Origin of the sequence: Naasia aerilata (assembly GCF_030296595.1) — a bacterium.
GTDB lineage: Bacteria > Actinomycetota > Actinomycetes > Actinomycetales > Microbacteriaceae > Naasia > Naasia aerilata.
The window spans coordinates 961,068-986,702 of the sequence record NZ_AP027731.1 but is presented as its reverse complement, the minus strand read 5'-3'; the positions used below and the strand labels follow the sequence as shown (position 1 = coordinate 986,702).

Sequence of the window (25,635 nt, the reverse complement as noted above, 5' to 3'; positions counted from 1 at the left end):
CGTGCGGGCCCTTTCATGGTTCGCCTACGGCTGACAACCGGATAAGGCCCAGAATCGGGCCTGTACCCTTGCACCATCATGGACGTCAAGCGCATCTTCCGAGGCCCGATCCTCTACATCGTGATCGCGGTCATCGTGGTGTGGGTGGGCTCGAGCCTGCTCACCGGCTCGGGGTTCCGGCCGGTCACCACCCAGCAGGGTCTCGATCTGCTCAAGGGCGACAACGTCCAGTCCGTGAAGATCGTCGACGGCGAGAACCGCGTCGACATCACCCTGCAGCGCGCCGACCAGGAGCTCGGCAAGCAGGTGCAGTTCTACTACGTCACCCCGCGCGGTGCGGACATCGTCAAGGCGGTCGACGCGTCCACCCCGTCCGACGGCTACGACGACGAGGTCCCGCAGCCGAACTGGTTCCTCTCCGCGCTGAGCTTCCTGCTCCCCCTCATCCTCATCGGCGCCTTCTTCTGGCTGATGCTCTCCGGCATGCAGGGCGGCGGCAACCGCGTCATGCAGTTCGGCAAGTCCCGCGCCAAGCTGGTCTCGAAGGAGACCCCGAAGGTCACGTTCAAGGACGTCGCCGGAGCCGAGGAGGCCGTCGAGGAGCTCCAGGAGATCAAGGACTTCCTCAAGGAGCCCGCGAAGTTCCAGGCCGTTGGCGCGCGCATCCCCAAGGGCGTCCTGCTCTACGGCCCTCCCGGAACCGGCAAGACCCTGCTCGCCCGCGCGGTCGCGGGTGAGGCCGGCGTCCCCTTCTACTCGATCTCCGGATCCGACTTCGTCGAGATGTTCGTCGGCGTCGGCGCCAGCCGCGTCCGCGACCTGTTCGAGCAGGCCAAGAACAACGCGCCCGCGATCATCTTCGTCGACGAGATCGACGCGGTCGGCCGCCACCGCGGCGCCGGCCTCGGCGGTGGGCACGACGAGCGCGAGCAGACGCTCAACCAGCTGCTCGTCGAGATGGACGGCTTCGACGTCAAGACCAACGTCATCCTCATCGCCGCCACCAACCGCCCCGACATCCTCGACCCGGCCCTGCTCCGCCCCGGACGCTTCGACCGGCAGATCGGTGTGGACGCGCCCGACCTCAACGGCCGCCGCCGCATCCTCGAGGTGCACTCGAAGGGCAAGCCGATGGCCCAGGGCGTCGATCTCGAGGTCCTCGCGCGCAAGACGCCGGGCTTCACGGGCGCCGACCTCGCCAACGTGCTCAACGAGGCCGCGCTCCTCACCGCGCGCTCTAACGCGCAGCTGATCGACAACCGCGCGCTCGACGAGGCCGTCGACCGCGTCATCGCCGGCCCCCAGCGCCGCAGCCGCGTGATGAAGGACAAGGAGAAGCTCATCACCGCGTACCACGAGGGCGGGCACGCGCTCGTCGCGGCGGCGATGAACCACACCGACCCGGTCACCAAGGTGACGATCCTGTCCCGCGGTCGCGCCCTCGGCTACACGATGGTGCTGCCCCTCGAGGACCGGTACTCGGTCACGAGGAACGAGCTCCTCGACCAGCTCGCCTACGCCATGGGCGGTCGCGTCGCGGAGGAGATCGTGTTCCACGACCCCACCAGCGGCGCCTCGAACGACATCGAGAAGGCCACCGGCACCGCTCGCAAGATGGTCACCGACTTCGGCATGAGCTCGCTCATCGGCTCGGTCAAGCTCGGCGCCTCCTCCGGCGAGATGTTCCTGGGCCGCGACATGGGACACCAGCGCGACTACTCCGAGGAGCTCGCCCAGAAGGTCGACGAGGAGGTGCGCGCGCTCATCGAGGCGGCGCACGACGAGGCCTACCAGGTGCTCACCGCGAACCGCGCCACCCTGGACGCCCTCGCCGCCGAGCTGCTCGACAAGGAGACGCTCGACCAGAACCAGCTGGCCGACATCTTCAAGGACATCGTGCACCTGCCCGAGCGCCCGCAGTGGCTCTCCAGCGACAAGCGCCCCGTCTCCGACCTGCCCGCGGTCAGCATCCCCGTGAAGGCGCCCATCGACGGCGGCGCGGTCGACGGCGGAGTGGACTCCGAGCCCGGCGAGCCGAAGCGCGCACGCGCGCCGCGGATCAAGCCCCGACCCGCAACGGCCTAGTGTCCGGCGACGAGGTGCAGGGCGAGGCCGATCCGGCTTCGCCCCGCCCCGCCGACCCGGAGAACAGCGGCAGCCCGGTGGACCGCGCGCGCGTCCGAGCCGCGGTCGCCGAGCTCCTCACCGCCCTCGGTGAGGACCCCACCCGGCCCGAGCTGGCGGACACTCCCGCCCGCGTCGCCGACGCCTACTCCGAGCTATTCGCCGGCGTGGGCGTCGACGCGTCCGAGATCCTCGCCCAGGACGCGCTGCCGATCGGTGATGCCGCCACGGAGCTGATCGCCCTCCGCGGCATCCCGTTCCGCTCGATGTGCGAGCACCACCTGCTCCCGTTCAGCGGCGTCGCCTCGGTGGCCTACCTGCCGGCGGACCGGCTCGCCGGGCTCGGCCGCATCGCCCGCGCCGTCGACGTCGTCGCCTCCCGGCCGCAGATGCAGGAGCGGATGAGCGAGCAGCTCGCCTCCGCCGTGGAGGACGGTCTGGGCGCGCGCGGCGTGCTCGTCGTGCTGTCCGCGTCCCACGGCTGCCTCTGGGCGCGCGGCACCCGCACCGTGGGCGCCGACGCGGTGACCCTCGCCTCGCGAGGCGAGCTCGCCGACCCCGCACGCCGGGGGAGGCGCTCGCCCTGCTCGGAGCGGCCCCCGAGGTGCCCGAGTGAGCGATCGGCCCCTGGTCTTCGGCATCCTCAACGTGACGCCGGACTCGTTCAGTGACGGCGGACGCTTCGCCGGACCCTCGGACGCCGTGGCCGCGGCCCTGCGCCTCGTGGACGCGGGTGCCGACTACGTGGACGTCGGCGGCGAGTCGACCCGGCCGCACGCCGATCCGGTGCCCATCGCCGAGGAGCAGCGCCGGGTCGTCCCCGTCATCGAGGCGCTCGTCGACCGGGGAGTGCCGGTCAGCATCGACACCATGCACGCCGCCACCGCGCGTGCGGCGCTCGTGGCCGGCGCCGCGGTCGTCAACGACGTGTCCGGCGGACTCGGTGACCCCGAGATGGCCGTGGTGGTCGCCGAGGCGGGTGTCCCCTTCGTGGCGATGCACTGGCGGGGACCCGCGGGCACCCCGGCCTCCTACACCGACGTGGTGGCCGAGGTCCGGGACGAGCTCGCCCAGCGCGTCGAGGCGCTCACGGCAGCCGGGATCTCCCGTGACCGCATCCTGCTCGATCCCGGGCTGGGGTTCGCGAAGGACGCGGCCCACAACTGGCAGCTGCTCGGGGCGCTCCCCGTGCTCAACGCGCTCGGCCAGCCCCTGCTCATCGGGGCATCGCGCAAGCGCTTCCTCGGCGCCCTGCCGAGCCTCGCGGGCCGCGAGGACGCGACGGCGCGCGACCTCCCCACCGCCGTGCTCAGCGCGCTGCTCTCGCTCGAGGGGGTCGCCGCGCTCCGCGTGCACGACGTGGCCGCGACCGTGGCGGCGCTCGACGTGGCCGACGCCTGGCGGAAGGCGACAGCATGAGCGCGTCCGATCGCATCAGCCTGCGCGGGCTGCGGACCCGCGGCTACCACGGCGTCCTCCCCGAGGAGCGGATCGCCGGCCAGGACTTCGTGATCGACCTCGACCTCACGCTGGACCTCGCGCCCGCCGCGGCCTCGGACGACGTCCGCGACACCGTGCACTACGGCGAGCTCGCCCAGGAGGTGGCAGGCATCGTCGCCGGGGATCCCGTCGACCTCATCGAGACGCTCGCGGACCGCATCGCCTCCGCCGTCCTCCGCGCGGACCGAGTTCTCGCGGTCGCCGTCACGGTGCACAAGCCGCAGGCGCCCATCCCGGTAGCGTTCGACGATGTGAGCGTCTCCCTGACCCGGCAGCGGCGGAGCCCCGTGGTGATCGCGCTGGGCAGCAACCTCGGCGACCGGGCAGGCACCCTCGCCTCGGCGGTGGCCGCCCTGCGCGGCGAGGAGGGCCTCGAGATCACGGCGGAGTCGCCGGTGCTCGAGACGGTCGCTCTCACCCTCGCAGGGGAGGACCCGGACAAGCCGGCCTATCTCAACCAGGTCGTGCTCGGCACCTCCGACCTGACCCCGGAGCGCCTTCTCGGCGTGCTGCTGGACATCGAGCGCGCCCACGGGCGCGAGCGCAACGAGCGCTGGGGCGACCGGACGCTCGACCTCGACCTCATCGCCTACGGCACCGAGCGCATCGTGACCCCCTCGCTCGAGCTGCCCCACCCGCGCGCCGCCGAGCGCGACTTCGTGCTGCGCCCCTGGCTCGCCGCGGACCCCGACGCGGTGCTTCCCGGACACGGACGGGTGGACGAGCTCCTCGCCCGTCTCACCGCCGAGGATGCGCGGTGAGACGGACCGGCGTCGCCCTGCCCCTCGCGCTCGCCCTGGCCGGCGCCGTGCTGGGCTGGCTGCTCGAGGTGGGACTGGCCGCGGGGGACTCCCCGTGCTGGTGCCGCCCTACTCGCTTCCCGTCACCCTCGTCGGCATCGGCGCGATCGTCGTGGCGGTCGGCTGGCCCATCCGGCAGTCGGTGCACGGGTCGTCGACCCGCCGCGTCGACCCGTTCCGGGCGATGCGCATCCTGCTCCTGGCCAAGGCGTCCACCCTGGTGGGCGCCCTCCTGGGTGGCGCCGCGATCGGCGTCGGCGTCTACCTGCTGAGCCGGCCCGTGCTCCCTCCGGTCCCGTCGCTCGTGGCGACCGCGGTCTCGATCGCCGCGGCGATCATCCTCATCGTCTGCGGACTGCTCGTGGAGCACTGGTGCCGGATCCCGCCGGAGGACGACCCCGACAAGGCGACCCCGCCCCTCGGGCTCCAGGGAGAATGAGCGGCATGGCAGAGCGGCTGGAGCCCGTCGACGGCGAGTGGAAGCGCGTCTCGCCCAAGCAGGTCGGCGTGGAGCTCGCCGGCAGCGGGGTGACTGTGCTGCTCGCCGTGGTGCTCGCGGTCGTCACCTTCCTGCTCGGCGCCGGAGTGATGGCCGCGATCTTCACGGCCGCGGCCCTCGTCGCCCTCTTCGCCACGTCGCTCGTGCCTCGCCGGGTGCGGTCCTACGGCTATCAGCTGCGCGAGGACGACCTGCTCTTCCGGCGCGGGCTGCTCTTCCAGCGGTTCGTCGCCATCCCGTACGGCCGCATGCAGCTGATCGACATCAACCGCGGCCCGCTCTCGCGGGCTCTCGGGCTGTCCGAGCTGAAGTTCGTGACGGCGGCGGCCGCCACCAACGTCACCATCCCCGGGCTGCCTGAGGGCGAGGCGGAGGGGCTCCGCGACCGGCTGGTCGGCCTTGCCGAGACGCGACGGGTCGGCTTGTGAGCACCGACCCGATCCGGCCGCTCGGCGCCGAGGCGGGTCCGGTCGGGGACCCTGGCGGCCGGCCGGCCGGCACCGAGCCCGAGGCGATCCGGGCCGCGGAGGCGCCGAGGGCCGAGGCCGCTGCGCTCGCGGACGGGGAATGGCACCGCCTGCACCCCGCGACGCCGTTCCTCCGAGGCGGAGTCGCCTTCGTCGCGATCCTCGGCATCCTGGTCGCCAACTTCCGGGACCGCCTCATCGACCTCGCGGTCGGCTTCGAGGAGAAGGATCCGTTCGACCTCCTGATCGAGCGGGGCTGGCTGCTGCCGGTGCTCGGCGGCGCCATCGTGCTGGTCCTCCTCGGCGTTGTCGGCTTCTACCTCTCCTGGCGCTTCAACCAGTTCCGCGTCACCGACGAGGTGGTCGAGGTGCGCTCCGGCATCCTCTTCCGGACCCAGCGGCAGGCGAGGCTCGACCGTATTCAGGGGATCAATCTCGGCCGCCCCCTCCTCGCCCGGCTGTTCGGAGCCGCCCGCCTCGAGATCTCGGTCGCCGGACAGGACGCCAACGTCCGGCTCGCCTTCCTCGGGTCGGCCGCGGCCGACACCCTCCGCCGCGACGTGCTCGCGCTGGCCTCCGGCGCCAAGCGGGGCGGTGCTCCCGCGGTCGAGCGCGCGCGAACCGGACTCCTCGAGCAGCGCGTCGGCGAGCTCCTTGCCCCCGAGCTCGATCCCGGTGAGGCGCCGCCGGAATCCGTCGTCAAGATCCCGCCCGGCCGGCTCATCGGGTCCCTCCTCCTCACCGAGTCGACGCTGATCCTGGTGCTGGTCCTCGGGGTGGGCATCCCGTGGTCGCTCAGCGTCGGCAGCTGGTACGTGCTCCTCGGCGCCTTCCCGGCCCTGCTCGGGATGGGCAGCCTGATCGTGCAGCGCTTCACCCGCACCCTCCGGTACAGCATCGCCGGCACGCCCAACGGGGTCCGCGTGGGGTACGGGCTGCTGTCGACGAGCAACCAGACCATCCCGCCCGGCCGCGTGCACGCCATTGCGGTGCGCCAGCCGCTCCTGTGGCGCGCGGCAGGGTGGTGGCAGATCACCACGAACCTCGCGAGCTCCGGCTCCGGCTCGGGTCGTGGCGGCGCGACGCCCGCCACGACGCTGCTCCCGGTCGGCAGCCGCGCCGATGTGGCGCGCGTGCTGGCGCTCCTCCACCCCGCCCTCGGGGACGCCGACCCGAGCCTGCTCGAAACCGGGCTCGTCGGAAAGGGCGGCACGGACGGGTTCGTCAACGCACCGCGGCGCGCGCGCTGGCTGCGCCCCTTCTCCTGGCGGCGCACGGGCTTCACCCTGACGGGCTCTGCGCTCGTCCTCCGCCGTGGCGCCATCTGGCGCTCCCTGATCCTCGTTCCGCAGGCGCGGCTGCAGAGCGTCGCCCTCGTGCAGGGTCCCCTCCAGCGCCGTCTCCGGCTCGCCGGAGTGCACGCCCACACCGTGGCGGGTCCCGTGCTCCCGCGCCTCGAGGTCGTGGATGCCCGGACCGCCGTGAGCCTCTTCGACGACCTCCGGACCACGGCAGTCACCTCCGGGGAGGCCGACACCACCCACCGCTGGAACAGCCCGAGGACCGCATCGTGAGAGCCGCGCGCTCCGGCCGACTCGGTGTCGGCGTGATCGGGGCCGGCCGCGTGGGCCCCGTGCTCGGCGCGGCCCTCGCCGGAGCCGGGCACGCCCTCACCGGCATCTCCGCCATCTCCGAGCGCAGTCGGGAGCGCGCCGCGGCGCTGCTGCCCGCGGTCCCCGTGCTGACCGTGCCGCAGATCGTGGAGCGCAGCGAGCTGGTGCTCCTCGCCGTGCCGCCGGACCAGCTGCCGGGTCTCGTCGAGGGACTCGCCACAACCGGCGACTGGCAGGCGGGTCAGCTCGTCGTGCACACGGCCCCGGGCTACGGGACGGCGGTGCTCGCACCGGCGACCGCGGCCGGCGCGATCCCGCTCGCAATCCATCCGGCGATGTCGTTCACCGGCACGAGCCTCGACCTGGCCCGGCTCGCCGAGGCGTGGTTCGCCGTCACCGCGCCGACGCCCGTGCAGCCGATCGGCCAAGCCCTCGTCGTGGAGATGGGCGGCGAGCCTGTCCTCATCGCCGAGGCCGACCGGCCGGCCTACGCGGAGGCGATCACGACGGTGTCGACGTTCTCGACGTCGATCATCGAGCAGGCAACGCGCATCCTCGCCGGTCTCGGCGTCGAGTCCCCGGGCTCGGTGCTCGGCGCCCTCGCCCGCACGACGGTCGAGGACGCGTTGAGCCGTGCGCAGCCGGATAGCATCGATCCGGCCGATCTTCCCGCTGACGGCTTCGACGAGCTGCCGGAGGACGAGTGACCACCGTGCTTCCCGCCGTGCTCCCGACCGTGGAGGGCATCCGGAACGCGGTGCGCGCGGCGCGGGCGGACGCGGTCGCCGCCGGCGTCCCGGCACCGCGCGTCGCGCTCGTTCCCACCATGGGCGCGCTCCACGCGGGCCACCTCGCCCTGGTGCGGCACGCCGCCTCGGTCGCCGACATCGTCGTGGTGTCGATCTTCGTGAACCCGCTGCAGTTCGGCCAGTCCGAGGATCTCGCGCTCTACCCTCGCACCCTGGAGGCGGACGTGGCGGCGCTCGCCGCGGAGGGCGCGACGCTCGTCTTCGCACCGACCGAGCAGGTCATGTACCCGAACGGCCCGAGCGCGACGCGGGTCACAGGAGGGCCGGTGGCCGGCTTGCTAGAGGGACAGAGCCGCCGCGGTCACTTCGAGGGGTGCTCACGGTCGTCGCGAAGCTCCTCAACATCGTCGGCCCGAACACCGTCGTCTTCGGCCAGAAGGACGCCCAGCAGGTGTTCCTCGTGCAGCAGATGGTGCGCGATCTCGACTTCCCCGTCACGGTCGACGTGGTCGAGACCGTCCGGGACACCGACGGCCTGGCCCTCTCCAGCCGCAACGCCCGTCTCGATCCGCGCGCCCGCTCCGCCGCCCGCGCGCTGCACACCGCCCTCGAGGCCGCGGTGTCGGCCGCCGACCGCGGCGGCGTCGACTCCTGCGTGGCGGCCGCCCAGTCCGCGCTCATGGGCGAACCGCTCGTCAAGCTCGACTACCTCGCGGTCGTCGACCCCGCCACGTTCCGGCCGGTGGACGACGGCTTCCGCGGGCCCGTCCGGATCCTCATCGCCGCGACCGTGGACGGCACCCGCCTCATCGACAACGACGCCGCCTACCTCGGCTGACGCCGGTCCGCTCCCGCGGGGCGTGCGGACCTCCGCGGGCCGCCTGCGGGAGGGCGGGCGTCCGCACGAGCCGCGGTAGCGTTGACAGTCGCCCGCACATCCAGGAGAGAGAGCACGTGACCGACGAGCCCCTGCCCACCCAGCTCACCGAGGCCGAGGTCAGTGAGCAGATGGCCGTGCGCCTCGAGAAGCGCAACCGGGTCCTCGCCGACGGCGACGAGGTCTACCCGGTCGGCGTCGAGGTCTCCGACACCATCGGGGCGGTCCGCGCGCGCTTCGGCGACCTGCAGCCCGACGACAAGACCGGGGTCACGGTCAGCCTCGCGGGGCGGGTCGTCCACCAGCGCATCACCGGGAAGCTGGTGTTCGCCGCGCTGCAGTCGGGCGCGGGCGACCGCCTCCAGGTCATGCTGAGCCTCGCGGAGGTGGGGGAGGACGCCCTCACGCGCTGGAAGGAGCTCGTCGACCTCGGCGACCTCGTGCAGGTCTCCGGCGAGGTGATCTCCTCCCGCCGGGGCGAGCTGTCCGTCCTCGCGTCGTCGTGGACCATGGCGGCGAAGGCGCTGCGTCCGCTGCCGAACCTGCACGCCGAGCTGAGCGAGGAGACGCGCGTCCGCGCCCGCTACCTCGACCTCCTGGTCCGCGATCGCGCTCGTGAGACCGTGCGCTGGCGGGCCACGGCGGTCGCCTCCCTGCGGTCCACCTTCGCCGCGCACGACTTCCTGGAGCTCGAGACGCCGATGCTGCAGATCCAGCACGGCGGAGCGTCCGCGCGTCCCTTCGTCACCCACAGCAACGCGTTCGACACGGACCTCTACCTCCGCATCGCGCCTGAGCTGTACCTCAAGCGCGCCGTCGTGGGCGGGCTGGAGCGGATCTTCGAGATCAACCGCAACTTCCGCAACGAGGGCGCCGACTCGACGCACTCGCCCGAGTTCGCGATGCTCGAGGCGTACCAGGCGTACTCCGACTACAACGGGATCGCCGACCTCACCCAGGAGCTCGTGCAGAACGCGGCGCTCGCCGTGTCCGGCTCCACCGTCGTGACCTGGGCCGACGGCACCGAGTACGACCTCGGCGGCGAGTGGGCCCGGATCGGCATGTACGAGTCGCTGAGCGAGGCGGTGGGCGAGGAGATCACGCCGGAGACCCCGCTCAGCCGGCTGGAGCAGCTGGCCGCGGCCGTGGACATCGAGCTCGACCACCCGCTGCGCGGCAAGTGGGTCGAGGAGCTGTGGGAGCACCACGTGAAGCCGGGCCTCACCGCCCCGACCTTCGTGCGCGACTTCCCGGTCGACACGTCGCCGCTCGTCCGCGACCACCGCAGTCGCGTAGGCGTCGTCGAGAAGTGGGACCTCTACGTGCGCGGCTTCGAGCTCGCGACCGGCTACTCGGAGCTCGTGGACCCCGTCATCCAGCGGGAGCGCTTCGTGGAGCAGGCGCGCCTCGCGGCGGGCGGCGACCCGGAGGCCATGCGCGTGGACGAGGACTTCCTCCGCGCGCTCGAGCACGGCATGCCACCGAGCGGCGGCATGGGGATGGGCATCGACCGTCTCCTCATGGCGCTCACCGGCCTCGGCATCCGCGAGACCATCCTCTTCCCCCTGGTGAAGTGAGGCGCGAATGAGCTACCTGCCCGACGACGAGCTGCGCGACCCGAACAAGCCGAAGCCGCCCTCGATCAACCGGATCGCGATCTGGGTCATCGTGGGCGCCATCGGGCTCTACTTCCTCGTGAGCGGCATCATCGGCATCGTGTCCGGCGGCAGCGGCAGCTAGCTCCGCTTGCTCCGTTCCGCCGAGCGCCGTCCCTCCCGCCGCGCGCGGTGCGGGACGACGAGCGCGGGGCGTAGCCGGGGCGCGCTCGTCGGTACGGGGCGCGCTCGGCGCCGAAGCGCTACGCGCGCCCGGCGGCGGCGCGCGAGCGGCGGGACAGCGAGTCCACCGTGACGGCGAGCACCAGCACGGCGCCCGTCACGATGTAGCGGACCGAGGAGTCGAGCGAGAGCAGCGTCAGCCCCAGCGAGATCGAGGTGAGCACGAGCACCCCGAGGAGGGCGGAGAACGCCGAGCCGCGGCCGCCGAAGAGGCTGGTGCCGCCGATGACCGCGGCCGCGATGGCGTTCAAGAAGACGTCGCCGCCGCCGCTCGACTGGTTCGCGCCCGCGAGCCGTGCGGCCGCCAGGATCCCGCCGAGCGCCGCGAACGTGGAGCAGAGCACGAAAAGGGAGATCTGGATCCGCGCGACCCGGATGCCGGCGCGCCGCGCGCCCTCGACGCTGCCGCCCACCGCGTACACGGCGCGGCCGAAGCGGGTGCGGGTCAGCAGCAGGTGGGTGCCCGCGACCAGCGCGACGAACACGAGCACCATCGCCCCCACCCCGCGCGGCGCCCAGGTCGAGGTACCAGGTGCAGAAGAACAGGAGCACCGCGAGGGCGACGACGCGCAGCGCGATGCCGAGCGTGCTGCGCGCGGCCAGCCCCGCTTCCGCCCGCCGTCGGGCGGTCGCCAAGAGCCGCCAGGCGACCACGCCCACGACGACCGCGTCGATCGCATACATGACCGGCGCGGGAAGGAACAGCTGCTGCCCGAACTGCACGATCCACGAGTCGAACGGGATGGTGACCGATCCGGCCGTGCCGAGCACCCGCAGTTGCAGGCCCAGGGCGGCCAGCAGGCCTGCGAGGGTCAGCACGAAGCCCGGAACACCGAGGCGGGTGTACAGGAAGCCGTAGACGACGCCGATGATCGGGCCGCAGGCGAGGGCGGCGAGCAGGACGACCGGCAGCGGCAGGCCCAGCTGGGTAGCGCCGACCGCGAGGATCGCGCCCGCGAGGCCGCTCACCGACCCGACCGACAGGTCGATCTCCCCGATGAGCAGCAGCAGGACGATCCCGATCGCGATGACGCCGGTCGGCGCGGACTGCATCGTGAGGTTCACGAGGTTGGTCGGGCTGAGGAACACCGGGTTGAGGATCCCGAACACGAGCCAGATCAGCGCCAGTCCGATCAGCACGGGCGCGTTGGCGAGGTCACCGGTGCGGACGCGGTAGACGCCCGTGGCGACCAGGTCCTTCACGGGGCCGGCCGAGAGGTCCGGGTTCTCGGCGAGGCGGCGGGGTCCTTCCTCACTCGTCGTCGTCCCTCGGCCGCCGGGAGTGGTCGACCGCGCCGGTGATCGCGGCGATGAGGGCGTCGCTCGAGGTGTCGGAGGCGCGGAAGTCGCCGTTGTTGCGGCCGAGGCGCAGCACGACGACGCGGTCGGCCACGGCGAGCACGTCGGCGATGTTGTGGCTCACGAGGATGACCCCGAGCCCGCGGTCGCGGAGGCGCTCGATGAGGTTGAGCACCTCCGCCGTCTGCGACACCCCGAGTGCGGCGGTGGGCTCGTCGAGGACGACGACGTGCGGGTCGCCGATCAGCGAGCGGGCGATGGCCACCGTCTGCCGCTGGCCGCCGGAGAGGGAGGCGACCGGAACCCGGACGTCGGTGATGCGGGCGTGCAGCTCGCGGAGCAGGCCCCACGACCGCTTCTCCATCTCCACCTCGTCGAGGCTCCCCGCGCGGGTCAGCTCGCGGCCGAGCCAGAGGTTGGAGACGACGTCGAGGCTGTCGCAGAGCGCGAGGTCCTGGAAGACGGTCGCGATGCCGAGGTCGAGGGAGTCGGTCGGGGTGTCGATCGCGGCCGGCTGTCCGAAGAAGCGGATGCGGCCGCCGTCCGCCGGGTGCACACCGGCGAGGATCTTGACGAGGGTGGACTTCCCGGCGCCGTTGTCGCCGACGATCGCGACGACCTCGCCCACATGCACGTCCAGATCGACGCCGGCAAGCGCGCGCACCGCGCCGAACTTCTTCGCGATGCCCCGCAGCGAGAGGATCCGGTCCGGGTTCTCGTCCGTGTCGGCCACGGAGAGCACGCGCGAGGCCATGGCTCCATCCTGCCCTGCCCGGCTCACTCGATTCCCGCCCGCGCGCACGCGGCCGCGTAGTCGGGCGTGCAGATCTGGTCGATGGAGTACACGCCGTCGGCCACGACGGTGGAGAGGATGGTGTCCTTCGTGACGACCTCTGCCGGCAGGATCGTGGCCGGCGTCCCGTCCACCTCGGAGTCGGCGGACACCGGATCGCCGTTCACGAGGGCCACCGCCGCCTCGGCCGCGAGCTCCGCCTGCTTCCGCATCGCCTTGTAGATGGTGAGGTACTGGTCGCCGGCCACGATGTGCTGGATGCCCGCGAGCTCCGCATCCTGGCCGGAGACGACGGGCATGGGGGCTACGTTCGCCGCCTTGAGCGCCGCGATGGCCCCGCCGGCCGTGCCGTCGTTCGCGGCGTAGATGCCGACGATGCGCGGGCCGAACCGGGTGATCTGCGCGGCCACCCAGTTCTGCGCCTGGTCGGGACTCCAGTCGGGGGTGTCGAAGGAGGCGAGCACCGTCAGGCCGGCCTCGTCGATGCGCGACTCGGCGCCCTGCCGGAACTGGATGGCGTTGGGGTCGGTGGGGGAGCCGTTCACCATCAGGACCCCCGTGTCCCCGGGGGTCTCCTCGACGGCCTTCGCGAACGCCTCGCCCTGCAGCTCGCCGATCCGCTCGTTGTCGAAGGAGACGTAGTAGGCGAGCCGGCCGCCGGCCGGCAGGCGGTCGTAGGCGATGACGGGGACGCCCTGCGCGTTGGCCGCGGAGACGATGCTGACCGCGGCCTCCGCGTCGACGGGGTCGAGCACGAGCACCTCAACGCCGGAGGCGAGCGCCGCCTCCGCCTGTGCCTGCTGCTTGGCGGCGTCCTGGTCGGCGTTGGAGTAGAGCAGCCGGTAGGAGCCGAGCTCCTTGACGCGGTGCTCGAACACCGGCCGGTCGACAGCCTCGTAGCGGGTCGTCTTCGACTCGGGCAGCAGGAGCGCGATCGTCCCCTGGGCGGGCCCGAGCGGAGCGCACCCGGTCAGCGAGGCCAGGAGGGTCAGCGCGACGGCGAGCGCGAGCCGAGGGAGGCGGAAGGGCATCCCTACGCCCCGACCGACGTGACGGCGCTGTCGGCCACCACGCCGACGTTGTCGATCGCGAGGGCCAGGGCGCCGAGCAGCTCCGCGCGCTCCCCGAGCTCGCCCTGCACGATGCGGGCGCTCTCGCCGATCCCGGCGAGCACGCTCCGCTCGAGCGAGTGACGCAGCGGCGCGATGAGCGTCTCGCCCGCCCCCGCGAGCTGCCCGCCGACGACGATGAGGTCGGGGTCGAAGAGGTTGCAGAGGTTGGCCGCCGCGATGCCGATGTGCCGGCCGGCGTCCGCGATGACGCGGCGCGCGCTGGCGTCCCCGGTGTCCGCGCGGGCGAGGAGATCGCGCAGCCGCTGCATGCCCGGGTCGCCCCGGAACAGCTCGAGGAGGGCCGGACCGCCGGCGAGGGTCTCCAGGCAGCCCCGGGAGCCGCAGCGGCAGATGGGGCCGTTCTCGTCGATGGTCACGTGCCCGATCTGCCCGGCCTTGCCCGTGGTGCCGCGGAACGGCTCCCCGTCCACGAGCAGCGCGGCGCTGATGGTGTGGCCGACCCGCAGGTAGGCGAGCCCGCGGGAGCCGCTGCCCGCGCCGAAGCGGTACTCGGCGAGAGCGCCCGCCTCGGCGTCGCTCGAGACGAGGACGGGCCGCTGCAGCCGTGCCTCGAGCTGCTCGCCGACGCGCACGCCGTCCCAGCCGCGGAGGATGCCGGGTGCGGCGACCATGCCGGTCGTCTGGTCGACGGGAACGGGCAGCGCGAGGCCGATGGCCAGCAGGTCGGAGAGGTCCGCCTCGACGGACTCCATCATGTCGCCGAGCAGCAGGGCCGCCCGGTCCAGCTCACGGTCGTAGCGGTGCTCGAGCGCGACGGGCACGGAGTTCTCGGCGATGACGGTGTGCGCGACGTCGGCGACGGCGACCCGCAGATGCCGCGAGGAGAAGTGCAACCCGGCTACGAGACCCAGCTGCCGGGCCAGAGAGACCTCGACGGCGCGGCGCCCGCTGCGTGAGGACGCGGACGTGTGCAGGATGCCGTAGCCGGAGAGCTCCTTGACGATGTTCGACACCGTGGCGGGGGAGAGGCCGGTCACGCCGGCGAGCTCCACCTGCGTCAGCCGGCCGTGCACCTTCAGAGAATCGACGATGCGGGCGCGGTTCGCCTCGCGCAGTGACGACTGAGAACCCGGGGTCGGCCGTCGACTCGTCACGCGAGCAGAATACCGCGGCGCCCCGGCGGCGCCGCCCCTCCGGCGCGGGCCGAACGCCCCTGGTCGCGGGCGTGACCGGATCGTTATATTGCGTTGATTTGTTGACGCCAAAAGGGGGCGAGACAGGCGTATGTTCGCCTATCGGGCGTTCCTGGCTTCAAGACTTGAACGCGGGCTCGGGTTTCGCTAACGTCCACCCGGGCCGCGAGATACCGATGCGGCACCGCTCGACAAGGAGGTCACGATGGGGACGGATGCTCCTGCCATCCTCGAGATGCGCGGCATCACCAAGCGCTTTCCCGGCGTGGTGGCTCTCGACAACGTGAACCTCACCGTGCGGGCGGGCGAGATCCACGCCATCTGCGGCGAGAACGGCGCGGGCAAGTCCACGCTGATGAAGGTCCTCTCCGGCGTCTACGCCTACGGCAGCTACGAGGGCGACATCGTCTACAACGGCGAGACGGTGCAGTTCAGCGGCATCAAGCAGAGCGAAGCCGCGGGCATCGCGATCATCCACCAGGAGCTCGCGCTCATCCCCGAGCTGAGCATCACCGAGAACATCTTCCTCGGAAACGAGCCTCGCAAGCGCGGGGGACGGGGCTCCATCGACTGGCGTGCCGCCCACAGCCGCGCCGTCGAGCTCCTCGCCCGCGTCGGGCTGAGCGACGACCCCGGCACCAAGATCAAGAGCATCGGCGTGGGCAAGCAGCAGCTCGTCGAGATCGCCAAGGCGCTCAACAAGAACGTCAAGCTGCTCATCCTCGACGAGCCCACCGCTGCGCTCAACGAGAGCGACTCCCAGCACCTGCTCGACCTGCTGCGCGGCCTCAAGTCCCGCGGCATCACCTCGATCATGATCAGTCACAAGCTGAACGAGATCGAGGCGATCGCCGATGCGATCACCATCCTCCGCGACGGGCACACGATCGAGACCATCGACGTGTCCGAGGGCGGGGTCGACGAGGACCGCATCATCCGCGGCATGGTCGGGCGCGTCCTCGAGAACCGCTTCCCGGCCCACGACGGCTCGACCATCGGCGAGGTCTTCTTCGAGGTCCGCGACTGGACGGTGCGCCACCCGCTCGTCGCCGAGCGCCTCGTCGCCAAGCACTCGAGCTTCAACGTCCGCCGCGGCGAGGTGGTCGGCTTCGCCGGCCTCATGGGCGCGGGCCGCACCGAGCTCGCGATGAGCATCTTCGGCCAGTCCTACGGCACGAAGATCTCCGGCCAGGTGTTCCTCGACGGCCAGGAGATCCAGATCCGCAACGTCGAGGACGCGATCAAGCACGGCATCGCCTACGTGAGCGAGGACCGCAAGGCGCTCGGGCTCAACCTGCTCGACGACATCAAGACGAGCGTCGTCTCGGCGAAGCTGTCCAAGATCTCGAGCAAGCGGATCGGCAGCATCGACGCCTTCAAGGAGCACGCGGTCGCCGACGAGTACCGGAAGTCGCTGCGCGTCAAGACGCCGACGGTCGACGAGGGCGTGAGCAAGCTCTCCGGCGGCAACCAGCAGAAGGTCGTCCTCGCCAAGTGGATGTTCACCGATCCCCGGCTGCTCATCCTCGACGAGCCCACCCGCGGCATCGACGTCGGCGCCAAGACGGAGATCTACCAGATCATCCGGCGCCTGGCCGAGTCCGGCGCCGGCATCATCCTCATCTCCTCGGAGCTCCCGGAGCTGCTCGGCGTCGCCGACCGCATCTACACGATCTTCGAGGGCCGCATCACCGACGAGCTGCCGGTGGCGCAGGCCAACCCCGAAAGCCTCATGAGAAGCATGACCTCGATCCGGAAGAAGGACGTCGCCTGATGACCGACACCACAGCGCCCGTGAAGAAGTCGGGCGGAATCCGCGACCTGGGCCGGATGTTCGGCGGGGGCACCTCCGGGCTCCGCCAGTTCGGCATCCTCGGCGCCTTGGTCCTCATCATCGTGATCTTCCAGGTGCTGACCGGAGGCAAGACCCTCGACCCGGGCAACGTCATCAACATCGTCCGCGCGAACGCCTACGTCCTGATCCTCGCCATCGGCATGGTCATGGTGATCGTGGCGGGGCACATCGACCTGTCGGTCGGATCGGTCGCGGCGTTCTCGAACATCCTCACCGTGATCATCCTCAAGGGGATCGACTCGGCCTGGGTGGCGCCCGCAGACGGCGCCGGAGCGGTGTCCAAGGGCGTCGTCATGTCGCTCCTCGCCATGGGGATCGCGATCCTCATCGGCGTCGTCGTCGGGGCCTGGCAGGGGTTCTGGGTCGCCTACGTGGGCGTTCCGGCGTTCATCGTGACTCTCGCCGGCATGCTCATCTTCCGCGGCGCGAACCAGGCGGTCGGCCACTCCACGCCGCAGACGGTCCCGAGCTACCTCGGCTACATCGGCGGCGGGTACATCCCCGACTTCCCGCCCTACTTCCCCTTCAGCAACGGCACCGTCATCCTCGGCCTGCTCGCCGCCCTCGCCGTCATCTGGAACGAGGTGCGCCTGCGCCGCCGTCAGCGGGAGATGGGCGCCGTGATGGCCCCGCAGTGGGTGAGCATCGTCAAGGTCGTGCTCCTCGTCCTGGTGCTGGCCTTCGCGACCTACCTCTTCGCCACGGGCCGCCCGGGCACGAGCTTCCCGATCCCGGGCATCATCCTCGGCGTCCTCGTGCTGGTCTACTCGTTCGTCACCAACAACACGGTCACGGGCCGCCACATCTACGCGATCGGCGGCAACTGGCACGCGGCCGAGCTGTCTGGCGTCAACATCAAGCGCACGAACTTCTTCGTGATGATGAACATGTCGGTGCTCGCGGCGCTCGCCGGCGTGGTCTTCGTCTCGCGCTCGCTCGCCACCGGACCGGGCGACGGCACCGGCTGGGAGCTCGACGCGATCGCGGCCGTGTTCATCGGTGGCGCCGCGGTGTCGGGCGGCATCGGCACGGTGATCGGCTCGATCATCGGTGGTCTCGTCATCGCCGTCCTCAACAACGGACTCCAGCTGCTGAGCGTCTCGAGCGACCAGGTGCAGATCATCAAGGGCCTCGTGCTCCTCGTGGCCGTCGGCCTCGACGTCCTCAGCAAGCGGTCCGGTGGGCTCTCGCTCATCGCCCGCTTCCGCCGCCCGGGTGGCGACTTCGCCGCCCTCGATCGACCGGATGTCCCGCCGGCCGAGAACACCGCCGAGGCCTCGGCCCGGCCCAAGAGCACCGTGCCGAACCTCTGAGTTCGTCACGGAGACCGGGGCGCACGCCCCACCCCCACCAAGTGAAAGAGAAAGCAACGATGCGCAAAGTCCTCATCACAGCCGTGGCGGTCGCCTCGGCTGCCGTCTTCGCCCTCTCGGGCTGCTCGGGGTCGTCCAACGACCGCGGTGGCGACTCGGCGGGCGGCGACACGGCCGCCAGCGGCTTCAAGGCCGGATCGGTCATCGGCGTCGCCCTCCCCGACAAGACGAGTGAGAACTGGACCATCGCCGGCCAGATCTTCACCGACGACCTCGAGAAGGCCGGCTACAAGGCCAACGTCCAGTACGCGGGCTCGACCTCTCCGGTCCCGGACCAGCAGGCTCAGATCACGGCGATGATCCAGGCCGGCGCCAAGGTCATCGTCATCGGCGCCAACGACGCCAAGCAGCTCGGCGCGCAGGTCGCCGACGCCAAGGAGCAGGGCGTGTCGATCATCGCCTACGACCGCCTCATCTCGGACACGAAGGACGTCGACTACTACGTCGCGTTCAACAACTTCAAGGTGGGCCAGGACCAGGGCCAGGCGCTGCTCGACGGTCTCGCCAAGAAGTTCCCCGACCAGAAGACCTACAACATCGAGCTGATCGCGGGCGCCGCGACCGACCCGAACGCGACCGTCTTCTTCAACGGCGCCATGGACGTGCTCAAGCCGAAGATCGACGACGGCACGCTCAAGGTCGTCTCGGGCCAGGACACGTTCGAGAAGGTCCAGACGGACAAGTGGGACCCGGCCAACGCCCAGTCCCGCATGGACACCGTGCTGCAGGGCTTCTACCAGGGCGACACCAACATCAACGGCGTCCTCTCGCCGAACGACACGCTCGCGCGTGCCGCCCTCCAGTCGGTCTCCGACGCGAAGAAGGGCCCGATCGTCATCACCGGTCAGGACTCCGAGGCCGCGTCGATCCCGCTGATCATGTCCGGTGAGCAGTACATGACCATCTACAAGGACACGCGCAAGCTGGTCGCGCAGACGGTCGACATGATCAACTCGCTCGCGAAGGGCGACAAGGCCGACACGAACGCCGAAGAGGACAACGGCGCGACGAAGGTCCCGACCTACTACCTCGACCCAGTCGTCGTCACGGCCGACAACGCGGCCGAGGTCTACAAGGACAACGACAAGCTCGCGCCGCTGACCAAGCAGTAACAGCTCTCTCGCAAGGAACGAACGCCGCCGGGTTCGCCCGGCGGCGTTCGGTCGTTCCGGAAGCTGATGCGCGGGCGCTGCGGACAGCTCGCGACGGTGTGCGGGGTGGCGGATGTCCGCACGACCCGCGGAATGCCCGACCCGCCGCGACGCGCGTATCCTGAGAAAGCCATGGACTACTTCTGGAACGCCGTCTGGTCGGTCACCCCGACGATCCTCGTCGGCCTGGTGTTCTGGTTCATCCTCTGGTCGGTCATCCGCGCCGACCGGCACGAGCGCAAGGCCCAGGCCAAGATCGAGGCCGAGGAGCGCGCCCGCTTCGCGGCCGGCCGCCCCGCCGCCCAGTAGCCGGTCCCGGCGCTGCCCAGCGGTTCGGGCCCCTCCGCCCGGTGCGGCGGGCTCGCGCTTGTACGCCTGTCGCAGGCCCTCCGCCACGCGGTCATGCCGACAGCGAACAGCGGACGTTCCGGGCGTCCCCCGTCGTTACCCTTTCTGTAACGGCGCCGCCTCCCTGACCGGCGTCGAGGGAGAGTGAACATGTTCGAGAGATTCACCGATCGAGCCCGCCGTGTCGTCGTCCTGGCCCAAGAAGAGGCCAAGATGCTCAACCACAACTACATCGGCACCGAGCACATCCTGCTCGGCCTCATCCACGAGGGTGAGGGCGTCGCGGCGAAGGCTCTCGAGTCCCTGGGCATCTCGCTCGACGCAGTGCGCGAGCAGGTCCAGGACATCATCGGCCAGGGCCAGCAGCAGCCGACGGGACACATCCCGTTCACGCCGCGGGCCAAGAAGGTGCTGGAGCTGAGCCTGCGTGAGGCGCTCCAGCTGGGCCACAACTACATCGGGACCGAGCACATCCTGCTCGGCCTCATCCGCGAGGGCGAAGGCGTCGCCGCCCAGGTGCTCGTCAAGCTCGGCGCCGACCTCAACCGGGTACGCCAGCAGGTCATCCAGCTGCTGTCCGGTTACCAGGGCAAGGAGGCCATCGCGGTGGGCGGTGAGCAGCAGCAGGGGCAGCAGCAGGGATCCCAGGTGCTCGACCAGTTCGGTCGCAACCTGACCCAGGCCGCGCGAGACGGCAAGCTCGACCCGGTCATCGGGCGCGAGAAGGAGATCGAGCGCGTGATGCAGATCCTGTCGCGCCGCTCGAAGAACAACCCGGTGCTGATCGGTGAGCCCGGCGTCGGCAAGACCGCCGTCGTCGAGGGCCTCGCTCAGGCGATCGTCCGCGGCGACGTGCCGGAGACGCTGAAGGACAAGCAGCTCTACACGCTCGACCTCGGCTCGCTCATCGCCGGCAGCCGCTACCGCGGCGACTTCGAGGAGCGCCTCAAGAAGGTCACCAAGGAGATCCGCACGCGCGGCGACATCATCACCTTCATCGACGAGATCCACACGCTCGTCGGCGCGGGCGCTGCCGAGGGTGCGATCGACGCGGCCTCGATCCTCAAGCCGCTCCTCGCCCGCGGTGAGCTGCAGACGATCGGCGCCACGACCATCGACGAGTACCGCAAGCACTTCGAGAAGGATGCTGCGCTCGAGCGCCGCTTCCAGCCCATCCAGGTCGCCGAGCCGTCGCTGCCCCACGCGATCAACATCCTCAAGGGGCTGCGCGACCGCTACGAGGCGCACCACCGGGTGTCCATCACCGACGGTGCCATCGTCGCCGCGGCGAACCTCGCCGACCGCTACATCAGCGACCGGTTCCTGCCGGACAAGGCCATCGACCTGATCGACGAGGCCGGCGCCCGCCTGCGCCTGTCGATCCTGTCGGCGCCGCCGGAGCTGCGGGAGTTCGACGAGAAAATCGCCGTGGTCCGCGCCGCCAAGGAGACCGCGATCGAGGACCAGGACTTCGAGAAGGCCGCCGGCCTGCGCGACGAGGAGAAGCAGCTCCTCGCCGAGCGCCTGCGCCTCGAGAAGAAGTGGAAGTCGGGCGACGTCGCGACGACCGCCGAGGTGGATGAGGGACTCATCGCCGAGGTGCTCGCGCAGGCGACCGGCATCCCGGTGTTCAAGCTCACCGAGGAGGAGAGCTCGCGGCTCATCTTCATGGAGAAGGCGCTGCACGAGCGGGTCATCGGTCAGGAGGAGGCCATCTCGGTCCTCGCCAAGACCATCCGCCGCACGCGGGCCGGCCTGAAGGACCCGAAGCGTCCCTCCGGCTCGTTCATCTTCGCCGGCCCCACGGGCGTCGGAAAGACCGAGCTGGCCAAGGCGCTCGCCGAGTTCCTCTTCGACGACGAGAACGCGCTGATCTCCCTCGACATGAGCGAGTACGGCGAGAAGCACACCGTCTCGCGGCTGTTCGGTGCCCCTCCCGGGTTCGTCGGCTTCGAGGAGGGCGGCCAGCTCACCGAGAAGGTGCGCCGCAAGCCGTTCAGCGTGGTGCTCTTCGACGAGATCGAGAAGGCGCACCCGGACATCTTCAACTCCCTGCTCCAGATCCTGGAGGAGGGCCGGCTGACGGATGGTCAGGGCCGCGTGGTCGACTTCAAGAACACCGTGATCATCATGACCACCAACCTCGGCGCGCGGGACATCGCGGGCGGACCGGTCGGCTTCGTCATGGAGGGCGACTCCGCGAGCGGCTACGACCGCATGCGCGCCAAGGTCACGGAGGAGCTGAAGAAGCACTTCAAGCCCGAGTTCCTCAACCGCGTTGACGAGACCATCGTCTTCCCGCAGCTGAGCAAGCCCGAGCTCATGCAGATCGTCGACCTCTTCATCAAGCGGCTCGGCGTGCGGATGCTCGACCGCGACCTCACGGTGGAGCTCACCGAGGCGGCGAAGGGCCAGCTCATCAAGCTCGGCTTCGACCCGGCCCTCGGCGCCCGGCCCCTGCGCCGCGCGGTCCAGCACGAGATCGAGGACAAGCTGAGCGAGAAGATCCTGCACGGCGAGCTCAACGCGGGCGACCACGTGCACGTCGACTTCGCCGACGGCGAGTTCGTCTTCACGACGGGCAAGCGCGGCGAGATGGTCGGCGCCGGAGCCCAGGCCGCCATCGCGGCGGGCCCGGACATCGCCGCCGCCGGCTAGACACCAGCACGACCGCGAAGCGGATCGGCCTTCGGGCCGGTCCCGCTTTCGCGTTCCCGGGGCGGACGCTGACCAAATCAAGGAGAAGCGGGGCTCGCGCCGCCTGGTCAGGCGGATCCAGGCCCGAAGGGCGGCGAATCTCCTTGATTTGGTCAGGTGAGTGGATGTTGCACCGAGGTTCTGCGGTGGCTTGCCCTGCGCCCGGTTTGGCCGCAATAGAAGCACGCGGGGAGAATGGGCGGATGAGCACCGCGTACACCGTCCGTCCCGCCCGGACGAGCGACGTGCGCGGCATCCAGGCGCTGGTCGAGCCGCTCGTGCAGCAGCGCATCCTGCTCGGCAAGAACCTCGTCGCGTTCTACGAGTCGGTGCACGAGTTCGTAGTGGCGGTCGACGACGAGGGCACCCTTCTCGGGTGCGGCGCCCTGCACGTGATGTGGGAGGACCTCGGGGAGGTCCGCACGCTCGCCGTCGCGCCCGATCACCTGCGCTCCGGCGTGGGGCACGCGATCCTGGAGCGGCTGGAGGAGGAGGCCCGCGCGCTGGGGCTCACCCGCCTCTTCTGCCTGACGTTCGAGACGTCCTTCTTCTCCCGGCACGGGTTCGAGGCGATCAGCGAGAGCCTGGTCGACGCCGACGTGTACCTCGAGCTCGTGCGCTCGCCGGACGAGGGCGTCGCCGAGTTCCTCGACCTCGCGCGCGTGAAGCCGAACACCCTGGGCAACACGCGCATGGTGAAACACCTGTGAACTGAGGGAATCTCCGAGGCAATGCGGGGCCGGAAGGCCTGAGGTCCCTAACCTGACCGCATGTCGATCGGCAATCCGGGAGGGCCGCAGCCCAGCCGCGTCTACTGGCGCCGCCGGATCGTCGTGCTGCTCGGCCTCCTCGCGGTCATCGCCGTGGTCGTGCTCATCGTGGTGCGGCCGAGCGCCGAGGCGGTCCCCGCCGCGTCGGTGACCCCCTCGCCGACGGCCGTCGCGCCGGCTCCCGTGGAGACCGCCGCCCCGCCGGCCGCGGACGGGACGATCCCGCCTTGCGCGCCGGGGCAGGTCCAGGTCACGGCCCTGACCGACAAGGGCGAGTACGCGCCGGGTGAGCTGCCGCAGCTGTCCTGGACGATCAGCAACGTGGGCGCGGCTCCGTGCTCTCTCAACGCCGGCACGAGCCAGCAGGTGTTCACGATCACGAGCGGCAGCGACACGATCTGGACGTCGACCGACTGCCAGAGCAACGGCGCCGACGCCCCGTACACGCTTCCGCCCTCCTCGAGTGGCGTGGAGCCGGCCCAGTCGACGCCGCTTCCGTGGGATCGCGTCCGCTCCTCGCCGGACTCCTGCGACACGGAGGACCGGCCCGAGGCGGTCGGCGGTGGCGCCACCTATCACTTCGACGTGAGCGTGGGCGGCTTCCCGGCCTCGGACAGCGCGACCTTCGTCCTCAACTGAGCTAGGCCCCTCCGAGCGCGGTGCAACCGCAGGATGTGATCACCCGAAGGCGTGGGCGAGTGCCGCCTTCGCGGTCGACATCCGGTGGTCGAGGACCGTCGTGAAGCCCATGCGCTCCGCCTCGGCGCCGCGCTGAGACGCGAGTGACACCGGCCGGATCTCGCCGGCAAGGCTGATCTCGCCCACGGCGACGACGTCGTGCGCGACCGCCAGGTCCGCCGCCGCGGAAGCCACGGCGATGGCGATCGCGAGGTCCGCGGCCGGCTCCGTCAGCCGCACGCCGCCCACGGTCGACACGTACACATCGAACTGGCTGAGCCGGATGCCGGCCCGCCGCTCCAGCACGGCGAGGAGCATCGCGACCCGGCTCGAGTCCACGCCGTTCGTCACGCGACGGGGCTGCGGCGCCGAGGAGGCGACGACCAGCGCTTGGACCTCGACAGGCAGGGCGCGGCGGCCCTCCATGGCGACCGTGGTGCACGTGCCGCTCACCGCGGTCGGGTTGCGGCTGAGGAACAGACCGGACGGGTCGGGCACCTCGGCGAGGCCGACGCCGTTCATCTCGAAGCAGCCGACCTCGTCGGTCGGCCCGAAACGGTTCTTGAGCGCGCGGATGAAGCGCAGTGATGTCTGCCGATCGCCGTCGAACGTGCACACGACGTCGACGAGGTGCTCGAGGAGGCGCGGGCCGGCGATGCTGCCGTCCTTCGTCACGTGGCCCACCAGCAGGATCGGGATGTTCTTCTCCTTGGCCACGCGGATGAGCGTCTGCGCGACCTCCCGCACCTGGGACGGCCCTCCCGCGATGCCCTCCGCGTCGGCGCTGGCGACGGTCTGCACCGAGTCGACGATGACGAGCTGCGGCTCCACCGCCTCGATCTGCCCGAGCACCGACGCGAGGTCGTTCTCCGCCGCGAGATAGAGGCGCGGGCGCAGGGCGCCGGTGCGCTCGGCACGGACGCGCACCTGGCCGACCGACTCCTCCGCGGTGATGTAGAGGACGCTCGCGCCGGTCGACGCGGCCCGCGAGGCCACCTCGAGCAGCAGCGTCGACTTGCCGACACCGGGCTCACCGGACAGCAGGATCGCGGCCCCCGGCACGATGCCGCCGCCGAGCACCCGGTCGAACTCCGCGATGCCGCTCGACCAGTGCTGCGAGTCGTCGGACGTGATCTCCGCGATCGGCTTCGCCTTGCGGTCCTGGGACATGGTGACCGGCTGCAGGGTCCGGACGATGCCGACCTTCTCGGCCGTCTCGGCGACGGTTCCCCACTGCTGGCATTCGGCGCAGCGTCCGGCCCACTTGGTGGTCTTCCACCCGCACTCCGTGCAGCGGAAGGGCAGGGTCGACGACGCGGAGGCCTTGGGCATGCGCCCACCCTAGGCGCGGGCCCCGACACCGCCCGGGAGGGACGCCGACCCGTGGGAAACCCGCCGCTTGCGCCCGTTCGCGGAGGCCCGCCCCGCTCGCGTACACTCGACCCCGGTAGCGTGTCCGAGCGGCCTAAGGAGCATGTCTCGAAAACATGTGTGGGGGCGACTCCACCGTGGGTTCAAATCCCACCGCTACCGCCACTGTGAAGGCCCCTGGATCCGCACGACCATGTGGAGCAGGGGCCTTCGCTCTGTGCTGGCCAGCCTCCCCGTCGCCGGCTGGCCCGACGGTAGCGTGCCGACAGTGAACCCCTACAAGTCGGCCCTGGGCTGGATGACTGTCGCTGGACTGCTCCTCGGCCCGCTTGCGATCGCCGCTGGATTCGCTGCTGCGCAGAGCGTGGCGTTGCAGGAGTTGCCTCTGCTTCTGCTTCTCGTGCCGCTCGGCTACGTGCTGGCCGCGGTGGGCGGCACGAGCCTCTTCGCCTGGCTCATCGTCGGAGCCCTTCTCTACGCAGCCCCGAGCCGGAAGACGACGCACACGGGACAATTCGAGCGGGTCGGCTGAGGACCCCTGGCATTCCCGGGCACCGCGTCGGACCC

General features: G+C 71.0%; 23 protein-coding genes, 1 tRNA gene and 2 pseudogenes. 20 read left to right on the top strand and 6 right to left on the bottom strand.

The window, feature by feature from the left end:
* Positions 1–78 precede the first annotated feature (78 nt).
* The 11 genes and pseudogenes from ftsH (at position 79) to QUE51_RS05295 (ending at position 10,369) form a co-directional block, all read left to right on the top strand.
* Positions 79–2,085 (top strand): ATP-dependent zinc metalloprotease FtsH, encoded by a 2,007-nt coding sequence (ftsH, locus tag QUE51_RS05350; protein WP_286278584.1) that lies wholly within the window; start codon positions 79–81, stop codon positions 2,083–2,085.
* Positions 2,086–2,099: 14 nt separating this feature from the next.
* Positions 2,100–2,795 (top strand): GTP cyclohydrolase I, encoded by a 696-nt coding sequence (gene folE, locus QUE51_RS05345; protein WP_286278583.1) that lies wholly within the window; start codon positions 2,100–2,102, stop codon positions 2,793–2,795.
* Positions 2,737–3,543 carry a dihydropteroate synthase gene (folP, locus tag QUE51_RS05340; protein WP_286278582.1) on the top strand — a complete coding sequence of 269 codons (807 nt, stop codon included), beginning with the start codon at positions 2,737–2,739 and terminating at the stop codon, positions 3,541–3,543. The genes folE and folP overlap by 59 nt, the downstream gene beginning before the upstream one ends.
* Positions 3,540–4,385 (top strand): dihydroneopterin aldolase, encoded by an 846-nt coding sequence (gene folB, locus QUE51_RS05335; protein ID WP_286278581.1) that lies wholly within the window; start codon positions 3,540–3,542, stop codon positions 4,383–4,385. Before folP ends, folB begins: the two co-directional genes overlap by 4 nt.
* Positions 4,386–4,479: 94 nt before the next feature.
* Complete coding sequence (locus tag QUE51_RS05330) at positions 4,480–4,863, top strand: DUF3180 domain-containing protein (protein WP_286278580.1); 384 nt, start codon at positions 4,480–4,482, stop codon at positions 4,861–4,863.
* A complete protein-coding gene (locus tag QUE51_RS05325; protein WP_434017243.1) occupies positions 4,860–5,351 on the top strand; it encodes a PH domain-containing protein in 492 nt (163 codons plus the stop codon). Before QUE51_RS05330 ends, QUE51_RS05325 begins: the two co-directional genes overlap by 4 nt.
* Entirely contained in the window at positions 5,348–6,964 is a 1,617-nt protein-coding gene (locus tag QUE51_RS05320; protein WP_286278578.1) for a PH domain-containing protein, read from the top strand. The genes QUE51_RS05325 and QUE51_RS05320 overlap by 4 nt, the downstream gene beginning before the upstream one ends.
* Positions 6,958–7,710, top strand: a complete 753-nt coding sequence (locus QUE51_RS05315) for a Rossmann-like and DUF2520 domain-containing protein (protein WP_434017260.1) — start codon at positions 6,958–6,960, stop codon at positions 7,708–7,710. The genes QUE51_RS05320 and QUE51_RS05315 overlap by 7 nt, the downstream gene beginning before the upstream one ends.
* A pseudogene (panC, locus tag QUE51_RS17825) lies at positions 7,707–8,590 on the top strand (pantoate--beta-alanine ligase). Before QUE51_RS05315 ends, panC begins: the two are co-directional and overlap by 4 nt.
* A gap of 170 nt (positions 8,591–8,760) precedes the next feature.
* Positions 8,761–10,206, top strand: coding sequence for a lysine--tRNA ligase (gene lysS, locus QUE51_RS05300; RefSeq protein ID WP_286279263.1), 1,446 nt, complete (start codon positions 8,761–8,763; stop codon positions 10,204–10,206).
* Positions 10,207–10,213: 7 nt separating this feature from the next.
* Positions 10,214–10,369, top strand: coding sequence for a hypothetical protein (locus QUE51_RS05295; RefSeq protein WP_286278575.1), 156 nt, complete (start codon positions 10,214–10,216; stop codon positions 10,367–10,369).
* 118 nt (positions 10,370–10,487) lie between these two features.
* Here QUE51_RS05295 and QUE51_RS05290 read toward each other — a convergent pair whose 3' ends face one another.
* From QUE51_RS05290 to QUE51_RS05270, 5 genes and pseudogenes are all read right to left on the bottom strand, one after another.
* Positions 10,488–10,961 carry an ABC transporter permease subunit gene (locus QUE51_RS05290; protein WP_286278574.1) on the bottom strand — a complete coding sequence of 158 codons (474 nt, stop codon included), beginning with the start codon at positions 10,959–10,961 and terminating at the stop codon, positions 10,488–10,490.
* Between the two features lie 244 nt (positions 10,962–11,205).
* Positions 11,206–11,520 (bottom strand): annotated as a pseudogene (locus QUE51_RS17820) (ABC transporter permease subunit); the annotation flags it as partial.
* Between the two features lie 199 nt (positions 11,521–11,719).
* Positions 11,720–12,520 (bottom strand): ATP-binding cassette domain-containing protein, encoded by an 801-nt coding sequence (locus QUE51_RS05280; RefSeq protein ID WP_286278572.1) that lies wholly within the window; start codon positions 12,518–12,520, stop codon positions 11,720–11,722.
* A gap of 23 nt (positions 12,521–12,543) precedes the next feature.
* On the bottom strand, positions 12,544–13,590 hold the full coding sequence (locus QUE51_RS05275) for a sugar ABC transporter substrate-binding protein (RefSeq protein ID WP_286278571.1): 1,047 nt from the start codon (positions 13,588–13,590) through the stop codon (positions 12,544–12,546).
* A gap of 2 nt (positions 13,591–13,592) precedes the next feature.
* Entirely contained in the window at positions 13,593–14,786 is a 1,194-nt protein-coding gene (locus QUE51_RS05270; RefSeq protein ID WP_286278570.1) for an ROK family transcriptional regulator, read from the bottom strand.
* Between the two features lie 244 nt (positions 14,787–15,030).
* Between QUE51_RS05270 and mmsA the strand changes: the two genes are divergently transcribed.
* From mmsA to QUE51_RS05235, 7 genes are all read left to right on the top strand, one after another.
* Complete coding sequence (gene mmsA / locus QUE51_RS05265) at positions 15,031–16,599, top strand: multiple monosaccharide ABC transporter ATP-binding protein (protein ID WP_286278569.1); 1,569 nt, start codon at positions 15,031–15,033, stop codon at positions 16,597–16,599.
* Positions 16,599–17,993, top strand: coding sequence for an ABC transporter permease subunit (locus QUE51_RS05260; RefSeq protein WP_286278568.1), 1,395 nt, complete (start codon positions 16,599–16,601; stop codon positions 17,991–17,993). The genes mmsA and QUE51_RS05260 overlap by 1 nt, the downstream gene beginning before the upstream one ends.
* A gap of 59 nt (positions 17,994–18,052) precedes the next feature.
* Positions 18,053–19,165, top strand: coding sequence for a substrate-binding domain-containing protein (locus QUE51_RS05255; protein WP_286278567.1), 1,113 nt, complete (start codon positions 18,053–18,055; stop codon positions 19,163–19,165).
* 171 nt (positions 19,166–19,336) lie between these two features.
* Entirely contained in the window at positions 19,337–19,513 is a 177-nt protein-coding gene (locus QUE51_RS05250; protein ID WP_286278566.1) for a hypothetical protein, read from the top strand.
* A gap of 189 nt (positions 19,514–19,702) precedes the next feature.
* Entirely contained in the window at positions 19,703–22,210 is a 2,508-nt protein-coding gene (locus tag QUE51_RS05245) for an ATP-dependent Clp protease ATP-binding subunit (RefSeq protein ID WP_286278565.1), read from the top strand.
* Between the two features lie 242 nt (positions 22,211–22,452).
* Positions 22,453–22,959, top strand: coding sequence for an amino-acid N-acetyltransferase (locus tag QUE51_RS05240; protein WP_286278564.1), 507 nt, complete (start codon positions 22,453–22,455; stop codon positions 22,957–22,959).
* Between the two features lie 60 nt (positions 22,960–23,019).
* The gene (locus QUE51_RS05235; protein WP_286278563.1) at positions 23,020–23,658 is read left to right on the top strand and encodes a hypothetical protein; all 639 of its coding nucleotides are present in this window, start codon (positions 23,020–23,022) and stop codon (positions 23,656–23,658) included.
* Positions 23,659–23,697: 39 nt separating this feature from the next.
* Here QUE51_RS05235 and radA read toward each other — a convergent pair whose 3' ends face one another.
* Positions 23,698–25,029, bottom strand: coding sequence for a DNA repair protein RadA (gene radA, locus QUE51_RS05230; RefSeq protein ID WP_286278562.1), 1,332 nt, complete (start codon positions 25,027–25,029; stop codon positions 23,698–23,700).
* 114 nt (positions 25,030–25,143) lie between these two features.
* Between radA and QUE51_RS05225 the strand changes: the two genes are divergently transcribed.
* Positions 25,144–25,233, top strand: a tRNA-Ser gene (locus QUE51_RS05225).
* Between the two features lie 103 nt (positions 25,234–25,336).
* On the top strand, positions 25,337–25,600 hold the full coding sequence (locus QUE51_RS05220) for a hypothetical protein (RefSeq protein ID WP_286278561.1): 264 nt from the start codon (positions 25,337–25,339) through the stop codon (positions 25,598–25,600).
* The last annotated feature ends 35 nt before the right edge of the window (positions 25,601–25,635 follow it).